Genomic DNA, 12,678 nt, shown 5'->3' with positions numbered 1-12,678 from the left:
GCTTTTATAACCTCACCGGATCAATATGCCAGATCGTCTCGGCATACTCCTTGATGGTCCTGTCAGACGAGAAATAGCCCATATTGGCGATGTTATACATCGCGGCGCTGGTCCACTTCTCCTGCTGACGATACAGTTCGTCCACCTTATCCTGACAGTCCACGTAGCTGCGATAATCCGCCAGCACCTGGTAGTGATCGCCAAAGTTAATCAGCGAATCCACCAGATCGCGATAGCGGCTCGGTTCATCCGGGCTAAACACGCCGGTCGCGATCTGCGTCAGCACCTGGCGTAACTCTTCATCCTCTTCGTAATATTTACGCGGCGAGTAGCCTTTCCTGCGCAGCGCCTCCACCTCTTCCGTCGTATTACCGAAGATAAAGATATTTTCTTCGCCCACGTGCTCCAGCATCTCAACATTCGCCCCGTCAAGCGTACCAATGGTCAGCGCGCCGTTAAGGGCAAACTTCATGTTGCTGGTGCCGGATGCTTCCGTACCCGCCGTAGAAATCTGCTCAGAAAGATCCGCCGCCGGGATGATCATCTGCGCCAGGCTCACGCTGTAGTTCGGAATGAACACCACCTTCAGCTTGTCGCCAATGTCCGGATCCTGGTTAACCACCTTCGCCACATCGTTGATGAGATGAATGATGTGCTTCGCCATGTAGTAGGCAGAGGCCGCCTTACCGGCGAAGATCTTCACGCGCGGCACCCATTCGGCCGTTGGATCGGCCTTGATGCGGTTGTAATGGGTGATCACGTGCAGCACGTTCATCAGCTGACGTTTGTATTCGTGGATGCGTTTGATCTGAACGTCGAACAGCGCTTTCGGGTTTGCCACCACGTTGAGGTGCATCGCCAGCCAGACCGCCAGACGCTTTTTGTTCAGCAGCTTGGCTTCGCGCACGGCTTTGTTCACCGTCGGGAAATCAATGTGCTGTTCCAGCTCGCTCAGCTGGCTCAAATCGGTCCGCCAGGTACGGCCGATATTCTCGTCCAGCACCTCAGAGAGCGGCTGGTTGGCCAGCGCCAGCCAGCGGCGCGGCGTGACGCCGTTGGTCACGTTGCAGAAGCGCGTCGGGAAAATCTTCGCGAAGTCCGCAAACAGCGACTGCACCATCAGGTTCGAGTGGAGCTCGGACACGCCGTTGACCTTGTGGCTGATGACCACCGCCAGCCAGGCCATGCGCACGCGGCGACCGTTTGATTCATCAATGATGGACGCGCGGCTCAGCAGCCCGGTATCGTTCGGGTACTGCTCCTGCAGCGTCTTGAGGAAGTAGTCGTTAATCTCAAAGATGATCTGCAGATGGCGCGGCAGGATTTTGCCGAGCATGTCCACCGGCCACGTTTCCAGCGCTTCGCTCATCAGCGTGTGGTTGGTGTAGGAGAACACCTGACAGGTCACTTCAAACGCGTCATCCCAGCTGAACTTATGCTCGTCGATCAGCAGGCGCATCAGCTCCGGAATGGAGAGCACCGGGTGGGTGTCGTTAAGGTGAATCGCGGTTTTCTCCGCCAGGTTGGCGTAGGTTTTGTGCAGCTGATGGTGGCGGCTGAGGATATCCTGAATCGTCGAAGAGACGAGGAAATACTCCTGACGCAGGCGCAGCTCGCGGCCGGAGTAGGTCGAGTCATCCGGGTACAGCACGCGGGACACGTTCTCGGAGTGGTTTTTATCTTCCACCGCCGCAAAGTAGTCACCCTGGTTGAATTTACCGAGGTTAATTTCGCTACTGGCCTGGGCACTCCACAGGCGCAGCGTGTTGGTGGCATCGGTGTCATAGCCGGGGATAATCTGGTCGTAGGCTACGGCCAGGATCTCTTCCGTTTCGACCCAGCGGGATTTTTTGCCTTCCTGCTGGATACGCCCGCCAAAGCGTACCTTGTAGCGCGTATTGTGGCGCTTGAACTCCCACGGGTTGCCGTACTCCAGCCAGTAGTCCGGCGACTCTTTCTGACGCCCGTCGACGATGTTCTGTTTGAACATACCGTAGTCGTAGCGAATACCGTAGCCGCGGCCCGGCAGCGCCAGCGTCGCGAGCGAGTCGAGGAAGCAGGCGGCGAGACGCCCCAGGCCGCCGTTGCCGAGGCCCGGGTCGTTCTCTTCATCGATCAGTTCTTCTAAATCTAACCCCATCTCTTCCAGTGCGGTTTTGACGTCGTCATAAATACCGAGCGACAACAGCGCGTTGGAAAGCGTGCGGCCAATCAAAAATTCCATCGACAGGTAGTAAACCTGACGCGTTTCCTGCGAGAGCTGGGCGCGGTTTGAGCGCAGCCAGCGTTCCACTAAACGGTCACGCACCGCAAACAGGGTGGCGTTCAGCCACTCGTGTTTGTTCGCAATAACCGGATCTTTCCCGATGGTGAACATCAGCTTGTAGGCGATGGAGTGCTTTAACGCCTCAACGCTGAGCGTGGGTGAAGAGTAGCTAAATGGAGCGTTCATATCAGTAACTTCGCCTCGTTACATCAAGCGTTGATAGAGATCGCGGTATGACTGCGCCGCGACATGCCAGCTAAAGTCCATGGACATCGCCTGACGCTGAACGTAACGCCAGAGCGATGGACGGGACCACAAGACGAAAGCACGCCGAATCGCCCGAAGCAGCGACCAGGCATTACTGTCCTCAAAGACAAACCCGCTGGCGATACCGTCCGCCAGGTTTTCCAGAGAGCTATCGGATACGGTATCCGCCAGCCCGCCCGTGCGGCGTACCAGCGGCAGCGTGCCGTATTTCAGACCGTAAAGCTGCGTCAGGCCGCAGGGTTCGAAACGGCTCGGCACCAGGATGACGTCCGCGCCGCCCATGATGCGGTGCGAGAACGCTTCGTGGTAGCCAATCTGCACGCCCACCTGCCCCGGATGTTCCGCGGCGGCGGCAAGGAAACCTTCCTGCAGCACCGGGTCGCCCGCGCCGAGCAGCGCCAGCTGCCCGCCCTGCTCCAGTAAACCGGGCAGCGCCTCCAGCACCAGATCCAGCCCTTTCTGGCTGGTCAGGCGGCTGACCACCGCGAACAGCGGCACCTTGTCGTTAACCTTCAGGCCCATCGCAATCTGCAGCTGGCGTTTGTTTTCCGCTTTGTCTTCCACGGAATCACGGCCATAGCGCGCCGCCAGCAGGAGATCGGTCTCCGGGCTCCAGATCTGTTCATCCACGCCGTTCAGAATGCCCGACAGGCGGCCTTCGCGATGGCGCTGTTGCAGCAACCCTTCCAGACCGTAGCCAAACTCCGGCTGGGTGATCTCACGCGCGTAGGTTGGGCTCACCGCCGTGATGTGATCGGCGTAGTACAGCCCGGCTTTCAGGAACGAGATCTGCCCGTTAAATTCCAGTCCGTGCATGTTATAGAACGATAATGGCAGATCGATTTCACTCATGTGATGGGCATAGTACATCCCCTGATACGCCAGGTTATGCACGGTAAAGACCGATTTGGCCGGATGGCCGCGCGCCGCGAGATACGCCGGGGCGAGCCCGGCGTGCCAGTCGTGCGCGTGCACCACATCCGGGCGCCAGAACGGATCCAGCCCCGTCGCCATTTCGGCACCGACCCAGCCGAGCAGCGCAAAGCGCAGCACGTTGTCGGTATAGGCGAACAGGTTCGTATCGTGATACGGGCTGCCCGGTCGATCGTATAAGTGCGGCGCGTCGATCAGGTAAATCCCTACGCCATTGTAATGTCCAAACAGCAGGGTGATGCGTCCGGCGAAGGTCTCACGGCGGGTCACCACTTTTGCATCAGGTATACCGCGCCGGATATCCGGAAAGGCGGGCAGCAGGACTCGGGTATCCACGCCTCCGGCGATTTGCGCCGCCGGTAATGCACCCAGAACATCCGCCAGACCGCCCGTTTTTAACAACGGGAACATCTCAGAACATACGTGTAAAACCTGCATCATCGCTCCTGTTTGATCTGCAGCTTCCGCAACATTTCCCGTGTAACTAACACGATCCCCTCTTCCGAACGATAGAAACGACGCGCGTCTTCTTCCGCGTTTTCACCAATCACCATCCCTTCGGGAATGACGCAGGCACGATCGATAACGCAGCGACGCAGACGACACGAGCGACCTACCCAGACATCAGGCAGTAAGACTGCCGAATCGATATTACAGAATGAATTTATCCGCACGCGGGGGAACAGCACCGACTGCACCACCACCGAGCCTGAAATAATGCACCCGCCGGACACCAGCGAGTTCAGCGTCATACCGTGGCTGCCGGAGCGATCCTGCACAAATTTCGCCGGCGGCAGCGATTCCATATGGGTACGAATCGGCCAGTTCTGGTCGTACATATCCAGCTCAGGCGTGACCGACGCCAGGTCGAGGTTCGCTTTCCAGTACGCTTCCAGGGTTCCCACATCGCGCCAGTAGGGTTCCGCATTCGGGTCGGACTGCACGCAGGACAGCGGGAAAGGATGTGCATACGCCATGCCAGCTTTCGTGATTTTCGGAATGATGTCTTTACCGAAGTCGTGGCTGGAGTTTTCGTCTTTGTCATCTTCTTCCAGCAGCTCATAAAGATATTCTGCATCAAAGATGTAGATCCCCATGCTGGCAAGCGATTTGGTGTCATCGCCCGGCATGGTTGGCGGGTTCGCCGGTTTTTCAACAAAGTCGATAATTTTGTCGTCGGCATCCACGTGCATCACGCCAAACGCCGTCGCTTCAGCAACGGGCACGGGCAGACACGCCACGGTGCAGCGCGCCCCTTTTTCGACGTGATCGATGAGCATGTGGGAGTAATCTTGCTTGTAGATGTGGTCCCCGGCGAGGATCACAATGTATTCCGCGCTGTAGCGACGAATGATGTCGAGGTTCTGCGTCACCGCATCCGCCGTCCCGCGGTACCAGTTCTCGCCGTGAACGCGCTGCTGAGCAGGAAGGAGATCGACAAACTCGTTCATCTCTTCGCTGAAGAATGACCAGCCGCGCTGGATATGCTGAACCAGCGTGTGCGACTGATACTGCGTTATGACGCCAATACGGCGAATGCCCGAGTTCAGGCAGTTGGAGAGCGCAAAGTCGATGATGCGGAACTTACCACCAAAGTGAACAGCCGGTTTGGCGCGCTTGATGGTCAAATCTTTCAGACGGGTACCACGCCCACCCGCAAGTATCAGGGCAACCGTTTTTAATGGTAGCTGGCGTGCCAACATTAAGGGATCGTTCTTCTCTAATCTAACCATGACTAACTCCTTTTTTATCATCTTTGGAATACGCACACTCCGTGCGCAGGCCCGTGCCAGACAGCCATTACTACCGGATTATCCGCTCCGGCAAAGGGGGGAACAGCTCGCCATTCCCCTTCAGGTAAAACAATCTCTGCGACGTCATCCGTCGCGTTCAGCGTGACCAGCCATTTATCCGACAGCAGGATTTGCAGGCGTGGTACGCCGTGTTGCCACTCTTGCGCGCTTAACGGTTGCGCGTCTTGATTCAACCAGCGAACGTTGCCGTCACCCTCTTCCCACCAGCGATCGGCGGTCAGCGCGGGGATCTGCTGGCGAAGATGGATCAGCGCAGCGGTAAAATGAATCAGCCCGCTGTTGGCTTCACCCCAGTCGAGCCAGGTTAACGTGTTGTCCTGGCAATACGCATTGTTGTTACCGTGCTGGCTGTGGCCGTGCTCATCGCCTGCCAGCAGCATCGGCGTGCCCTGCGACAATAAAAGCGTTGTCAGCAGCGCATGTACGCTGGCGCGTCGCCGCTCGATAACGTCAAGGCTTCCGCCTAACCCTTCTATACCATGATTAAAGCTATGGTTATTGTTAGTGCCATCGCGATTCTCTTCGCCGTTTGCCTCATTGTGTTTCTGATTGAAACAAACGCAGTCCCTGAGCGTAAAACCGTCGTGCGCCGTCAACAGATTGACGGTGGCCGACGGGCGTTTGCCGTCGCGCTTAAAGAGATCGCTTGAAGCGGCAAAGCGTCCGGCGAACTCCCCCAGCGACAGACTCCGTTCCAGCCAGAAGCGGCGCGCGGCATCGCGGTAGTGATCGTTCCACTCGGCAAACAGCGGCGGGAAATTCCCAACCTGATAACCGCCTTCACCGATGTCCCACGGCTCGGCAATGAGCTTCACCTGCGAGAGCACCGGACAGTTTTTTATCACCTCAAACAGCGGCGCCTGCTGGCTGAACGCCGGCGTGCGGCCCATCACGGGCGCCAGGTCGAAACGAAAACCGTCGACGTGGAACGTTTCTACCCAGTATTTCAGGCACTCATAAGCAAAATGCGTGACCGCCGGATGGCTGAGGTTGAGCGTGTTACCGCAGCCGGTCCAGTTCTCATAATCGCCATCCTGCCTGATCCAATAATAGCTACGGTTATCAATTCCGCGCATGGAGAGCGTCGGACCGTCGAGATCGCTTTCGGCACTGTGGTTCAGCACGACGTCCAAAATGACCTCAATGCCCGCCGTATGAAGCGCCTTCACCGCATCGCGAAACTCGTCCCGCGCCTTTTCCGGATGAGCGGCATAGCGTGGCTCAAGCGCGAACATCGCCAGCGGGTTGTAGCCCCAGTAGTTGCTTAGCCCCAGCCGCTGCAGGCGCGGCTCGCTGGCAAAATGGGCGACGGGCAGCAGTTCCAGCGCGGTAATGCCGAGGTGTTTCAGGTAGGCGATCATGGTGGGATGCCCGAGCGCCTTATAGGTGCCTCGCATCTCTTTGGGGATCGACGGATGCAGGTACGTCAGCCCTTTGACGTGGGCTTCATAAATGACGGTATTGCCCCACGGCGTCTGCGGCGGGGCATCGTCTTCCCAGTCATAAAGATCGTTCACCACCACGCTTTTTGGCGCGACGGGCGCGCTGTCGCGGTGGTCGGGCTCGCCGTAGCCCACGTGGAAGAGCGGGTCATCTTTGAATTCACCGTCCACGCGGTGCGCGCACGGGTCGATCAGCAGCTTCGCCGGGTTAAACCAGTGCCCCTGCGCCGGATCCCACGGACCGTGTACGCGAAAGCCGTAGTGCATGCCTGGCCGTCCTCCGGCCAGGTAGCCGTGCCAGGTATCCCCCGTACGCTCGGGTAAATCGTAACGGTGCTCGTTACCTTCCCCATCAAAAACGCACAGTTCTACCCGCTCAGCGTGAGCGGAAAAGAGGGTGAAATTGACACCCTTTCCGTCAAAACGCGCGCCGAGCGGTTCGGGTTTACCTGCCGTAAGCTGCGTCATTCGCCCTCCCGCATCAGCCAGATGGTGCCAAGCGGCGGCAGCGTCAGGCTCAGGGAGTTTGGTCGTCCGTGGCTTTCGATGGCGTCGCTCTGTACCAGCCCGCCGTTACCGGCGTTACTGCCGTGGTAATGCATCGAGTCGGTATTCAGGATCTCGCGCCATTTACCCGGCTGGTTAATGCCGAAGCGGTAGTGTTCGCGCGGCACCGGCGTGAAGTTGCTGGCGACGACGATCTCGTTACCCGCTTTGTCACGACGCACAAAGACAAACACCGAGCGCTCGTGGTCGTCCACCACCAGCCACTCAAAGCCGTACGGATCGAAGTCGAGCTCGTGCAGCGCTTTGTGGTGACGGTAGGTCAGGTTCAGGTCGCGCACCAGACGCTGCACCCCGTGGTGCCAGTTGTCACCGCCTTCCAGCAGATGCCAGTCGAGGCTGGCGTCGTGGTTCCACTCGCGTCCCTGAGCGAACTCATTGCCCATAAACAGCAGTTTCTTGCCCGGGAAGGCAAACATCCAGCCGTAGTAAGCGCGCAGGTTGGCAAACTTCTGCCACGCGTCGCCCGGCATGCGGTCGAGAATGGATTTTTTGCCGTGCACCACTTCATCGTGGGACAGCGGCAGCATGAAGTTTTCGGTGTAGTTGTAGAGCATCCCGAACGTCAGCTTGTCGTGATGGTACTTGCGGTGAACCGGATCCAGCTTCATGTAGTCGAGCGTGTCGTGCATCCAGCCCAGGTTCCACTTATACCAGAACCCCAGGCCGCCTAGTGACGGCGGACGGGAGACGCCCGCAAAGTCGGTCGACTCTTCCGCCATGGTCACGGCACCGTCCACCTGCTCGCCGATAATGCGGTTGGTATTGCGCAGGAATTCAATCGCTTCCAGGTTTTCACGGCCGCCAAACTCGTTCGGGATCCACTCGCCCTCTTTGCGGCTGTAGTCGCGGTAGATCATCGACGCCACCGCATCGACGCGCAGGGCATCAATACCAAATCGCTCGATCCAGTACAGGGCATTCCCGACCAGGTAGTTTGCGACTTCACGGCGACCGTAGTTGTAGATCAGCGTATTCCAGTCCTGGTGATAGCCTTCGCGCGGGTCGCTGTGCTCGTACAGCTTCGTGCCGTCAAACTCTGCCAGCGCAAAGTCATCCGACGGGAAATGGCCCGGCACCCAGTCGAGGATGACGTTCAGCCCGGCAGCGTGCGCGGCATCAATGAAATAGCGGAAGTCATCGCGCGTGCCGAAGCGGCGCGTTGGCGCATACAGCCCGGTGGGCTGATAGCCCCAGCTGCCGTCGAACGGATGCTCGTTGACCGGCAGCAGCTCAAGGTGGGTAAAGCCCATCCATTTGGCATAGGGCACCAGTTGGTCGGCAAGCTCACGGTAGCTCAGCCAGAAGTTGTTATCGGTGTGGCGACGCCAGGAGCCAAGGTGGACCTCATAGACGGAGATGGGCGCATCAAAGCGGTTGGCCTGTTTACGCTCCTCCGTCTGGATGACCTTCTCCGGCAGGCCGCAAATCAGCGACGCGGTCTCCGGGCGCATCTGCGCTTCGAAGGCATACGGATCGGCTTTAATGCGCAGCTTGCCGTGGGCGTCGATCATCTCGAATTTATAAAGCTGCCCGTGGTGCGCCCCGGGGATAAACAGCTCCCAGATGCCGGTTTCCCGGCGCAGGCGCATCGGGTGGCGGCGGCCGTCCCAGTAGTTGAACTGGCCGACAACGGAGACGCGCTGGGCGTTAGGTGCCCATACGGAGAACCGCGTGCCGGTAATGCCGTCCATGGTATCGGCATGGGCACCCAGCGTTTCATAAGGGCGAAGATGCGTTCCTTCGGAGAGCAGCCAGGCATCCATCTCTTTAAGCAGAGGGCCAAAGCTGTAAGGATCGTCAATCAGGTTTTGCTGACCGTGCCAGAGAACGGCGAGCTGATAGCGAAAAGGGTTTTTACGACGGGGCATCACGCCCGAGAAGAAGCCACGGGAATCGAGGCATTCAAGATTACCCACCTTGCGGCCGGTTTTGGGTTCAATCACCCAGACTTCTGTGGCATCCGGTAACAGTGCCCGAACTTCAAGGCCATCCTCAGTATAATGCATCCCAAGCACAGAAAAGGGGTCAGCAAAATGACCCGCAATAAGCGCATTAATCACGTCTCTATCCACACGATCGGACATGGTATTCATCCTGTTTTTTATGTCGTCCTTTTTAAGCGCTCCGGGACGACTTTTAATGTGACCTGAACGGGACAGCACAAAAATGTGCATCCATTCTGCTCCGTTCGAACCTCAGGTAAGAAATGACTCTTCCTTAAAGCATAGCCAACGCTCTAGATGACTCCTGATAAAAAATAAGACATACGCGTGTTACTCCATGTAGTACGCAAAAAAAAGGGGTGAAAATCACCCCCGGTATTTAACAAATTATTACGCCAGCTGGCGCAGCATGCGGCGCAGCGGCTCGGCGGCACCCCACAGGAGCTGGTCGCCGACGGTGAACGCGGAGAGATATTCCGGCCCCATGTTCAGCTTGCGCAGACGGCCAACCGGCGTGGTCAGCGTGCCGGTAACGGCAGCCGGGGTCAGCTCGCGCATGGTGATATCGCGATCGTTTGGCACCACTTTCGCCCACGGGTTGTGCGCGGCCAGCAGCTCTTCCACGGTCGGAATAGACACATCTTTTTTCAGTTTAATGGTGAAGGCCTGGCTGTGGCAGCGCAGCGCGCCGATACGCACGCACAGACCGTCAACCGGAATGGTGTTCGCGGTCGCGAGGATTTTGTTGGTCTCAGCCTGGCCCTTCCACTCTTCGCGGGTCTGGCCGTTATCCAGCTGTTTGTCGATCCACGGGATCAGGCCACCGGCCAGCGGTACGCCGAAGTTATCCACCGGCAGCTCGCCGCTGCGGGTCAGCTGAGTCACTTTACGTTCAATATCGAGGATCGCGGACGCCGGGTTTGCCAGCTCGGTCGCGACGCTCTGGTGCAGCTGGCCCATCTGGGTCAGCAGCTCGCGCATGTGACGCGCGCCGCCGCCGGACGCGGCCTGGTAGGTCGCCACGGAGACCCACTCCACCAGATCCTGCGCGAACAGGCCGCCGAGGGACATCAGCATCAGGCTGACGGTGCAGTTGCCGCCAACAAAGGTTTTCACGCCGTTGTTCAGGCCGTCGGTGATGACGCCCTGGTTAACCGGGTCGAGAATGATGATGGCATCGTCTTTCATACGCAGCGAAGAGGCCGCGTCAATCCAGTAGCCCTGCCAGCCGCTTTCACGCAGCTTTGGATAGATTTCGTTGGTATAATCGCCGCCCTGGCACGTGACAATAATGTCGAGTGCCTTCAGCGCTTCCAGATCGTAAGCATCCTGCAACGTGCCTGTGGTACCACCAAAGGACGGAGCAGCCTGGCCGAGCTGGGAAGTGGAGAAGAAGACCGGGCGGATAGCGTCGAAATCGCGCTCTTCAACCATGCGTTGCATGAGTACAGAGCCGACCATACCGCGCCAGCCGATAAAACCAACGTTTTTCATAGCATTTTTTTCCTGCTGAGGGTGTGTGCTGTTTGTGCAAGCCAGTATTGAACTGGGATATGCTTCACATTACAAAATGCTGCCAAAGTCGCAAGCGAAATTAATCGATGATTGCCCGGCAATCAGAAATACAGCTAATTATCATAATAACCATAGAGAATTTCAGGGATAATTTACATGAGTGAAATCATTTCCGCAGCGGTTTTATTGATTCTGATAATGGATCCACTGGGTAACCTGCCGATCTTCATGTCGGTGCTGAAGCACACCGAGCCGAAGCGCCGCCGGGCGATCATGATCCGCGAGCTGCTCATCGCCCTGCTGGTGATGTTTATCTTCCTGTTTGCGGGTGAAAAAATTCTCGCGTTCCTGAACCTGCGCGCCGAAACGGTTTCGATTTCCGGCGGGATTATTCTGTTCCTGATTGCCATTAAGATGATTTTCCCGAGCGCGGAAGGCAGCAGCAGCGGCCTGCCTGCGGGTGAAGAGCCGTTTATTGTGCCGCTGGCGATTCCCCTCGTCGCCGGGCCAACCATTCTGGCCACGCTGATGCTGCTGTCGCATCAGTATCCGAACCAGATGAGCCATCTGGTGATTGCCCTGCTGATCGCCTGGGGCGGGACGTTTATTATCCTGCTGCAGTCGTCCCTGTTCCTTCGCCTGCTGGGTGAGAAAGGGGTGAACGCGCTGGAACGCCTGATGGGGCTGATTCTGGTAATGATGGCGACGCAGATGTTCCTGGACGGGATCAGGGCGTGGATGAAAGGATGACTTTCTCCCTCTCCCCGTGGGAGAGGGCCGGGGTGAGGGCATCAGGCCGCAGAGGACAGCCCATCTAACCCTTACGAATCAAATACCGGTACGGCAGCGCCTCGGTCTGCTGTGCCACCAGTTCATGTTCCATAAAGGTACAAAAGCCGGGAATATCGCGGGTCGTGGCCGGGTCATCGGCAATAATCAGCAGCGTTTCACCGGTCTGCATGTTGCGCACGGTTTTGCGTACCATCATTACCGGTTCCGGGCAGCGAAGGCCCTGGGCATCAAGAGTGTGGTCTGGGCTGGAAAACAGGTCGGTCATGGTCTTCTCGGTCTGGTAAAAACGGCTGTAGTTTACGCCCGGTTGCGATCAATGCAAACCAGGTTAACGATTGCGTAAAAACTAACCATTGCAATGTCCTGCCAAAGCAGTATCATGCTGCGGTTTTTATTGGGTTCCCTCACCCCAACGTATAAAAAGGTCACAATATGACGTCGTTTTCTGAATCACAGCGCGTAAAAGCGTTGTTCTGGCTTTCGCTTTTCCATTTGCTGGTGATCACCTCCAGCAACTATCTGGTGCAGCTCCCGATCTCCATCTTTGGTTTTCATACCACCTGGGGCGCGTTCAGTTTTCCGTTTATTTTCCTCGCGACCGACTTGACCGTGCGTATCTTTGGCGCACCGCTGGCTCGCCGCATTATTTTTTCGGTCATGCTCCCGGCGCTATTCATCTCGTACGTGATTTCCTCTCTGTTTTATATGGGAAGCTGGCAGGGCTTTGAGGCGTTAACCCACTTCAACCTGTTTGTTGCCCGTATCGCCGCGGCAAGCTTTATGGCCTACGCGCTGGGGCAGATCCTCGACGTGCATGTGTTTAACCGCCTGCGTCAGAACCATCGCTGGTGGATGGCACCAACCGCCTCCACGCTGTTCGGTAACGTGAGCGATACGCTGGCCTTCTTCTTCATCGCCTTCTGGCGCAGCCCGGATGCGTTCATGGCTGAACACTGGATGGAAATCGCGCTGGTGGACTACTGCTTCAAGGTCCTTATCAGCATTGTCTTCTTCCTGCCGATGTACGGCGTGCTGCTCAATATGCTGCTGAAAAGGCTGGCAGATAAATCTGAAATCACGGCATTGCAGGCTGGTTAAGGGTTCGCTTTATCAGTTGTGATAAGATGAGCGAATGAGCC

General features: G+C 57.4%; 9 protein-coding genes. 2 read left to right on the top strand and 7 right to left on the bottom strand.

Annotated elements, in window-relative coordinates; all coding sequences use genetic code 11:
- Positions 1–4: 4 nt before the first annotated feature.
- From glgP to asd, 6 genes are all read right to left on the bottom strand, one after another.
- The gene (gene glgP, locus KIF87_RS14530; RefSeq protein ID WP_213329106.1) at positions 5–2,452 is read right to left on the bottom strand and encodes a glycogen phosphorylase; all 2,448 of its coding nucleotides are present in this window, start codon (positions 2,450–2,452) and stop codon (positions 5–7) included.
- An 18-nt stretch (positions 2,453–2,470) separates the two neighbouring features.
- Positions 2,471–3,904 (bottom strand): glycogen synthase GlgA, encoded by a 1,434-nt coding sequence (gene glgA, locus KIF87_RS14525; RefSeq protein WP_063144255.1) that lies wholly within the window; start codon positions 3,902–3,904, stop codon positions 2,471–2,473.
- Positions 3,904–5,199, bottom strand: coding sequence for a glucose-1-phosphate adenylyltransferase (gene glgC, locus KIF87_RS14520; protein ID WP_063144256.1), 1,296 nt, complete (start codon positions 5,197–5,199; stop codon positions 3,904–3,906). The genes glgA and glgC overlap by 1 nt, the downstream gene beginning before the upstream one ends.
- A gap of 17 nt (positions 5,200–5,216) precedes the next feature.
- The gene (glgX, locus tag KIF87_RS14515; protein ID WP_213329105.1) at positions 5,217–7,190 is read right to left on the bottom strand and encodes a glycogen debranching protein GlgX; all 1,974 of its coding nucleotides are present in this window, start codon (positions 7,188–7,190) and stop codon (positions 5,217–5,219) included.
- Positions 7,187–9,373, bottom strand: coding sequence for a 1,4-alpha-glucan branching enzyme (glgB, locus tag KIF87_RS14510; RefSeq protein WP_213329104.1), 2,187 nt, complete (start codon positions 9,371–9,373; stop codon positions 7,187–7,189). Before glgB ends, glgX begins: the two co-directional genes overlap by 4 nt.
- Positions 9,374–9,622: 249 nt before the next feature.
- A complete protein-coding gene (asd, locus tag KIF87_RS14505; protein ID WP_033146834.1) occupies positions 9,623–10,726 on the bottom strand; it encodes an aspartate-semialdehyde dehydrogenase in 1,104 nt (367 codons plus the stop codon).
- Between the two features lie 177 nt (positions 10,727–10,903).
- Between asd and yhgN the strand changes: the two genes are divergently transcribed.
- Positions 10,904–11,497 (top strand): NAAT family transporter YhgN, encoded by a 594-nt coding sequence (yhgN, locus tag KIF87_RS14500; protein ID WP_003861574.1) that lies wholly within the window; start codon positions 10,904–10,906, stop codon positions 11,495–11,497.
- A 64-nt stretch (positions 11,498–11,561) separates the two neighbouring features.
- Here yhgN and tusA read toward each other — a convergent pair whose 3' ends face one another.
- Entirely contained in the window at positions 11,562–11,804 is a 243-nt protein-coding gene (gene tusA / locus KIF87_RS14495) for a sulfurtransferase TusA (protein ID WP_008503071.1), read from the bottom strand.
- 167 nt (positions 11,805–11,971) lie between these two features.
- On the opposite strand from tusA, the gene KIF87_RS14490 reads away from it, so the two are divergent.
- Complete coding sequence (locus KIF87_RS14490) at positions 11,972–12,637, top strand: 7-cyano-7-deazaguanine/7-aminomethyl-7-deazaguanine transporter (RefSeq protein ID WP_032648297.1); 666 nt, start codon at positions 11,972–11,974, stop codon at positions 12,635–12,637.
- The last annotated feature ends 41 nt before the right edge of the window (positions 12,638–12,678 follow it).

The organism is Enterobacter sp. 120016 (genome assembly GCF_018383635.1).
GTDB lineage: Bacteria > Pseudomonadota > Gammaproteobacteria > Enterobacterales > Enterobacteriaceae > Enterobacter > Enterobacter asburiae_D.
This window is presented reverse-complemented; position numbering and strand designations above follow the sequence as displayed.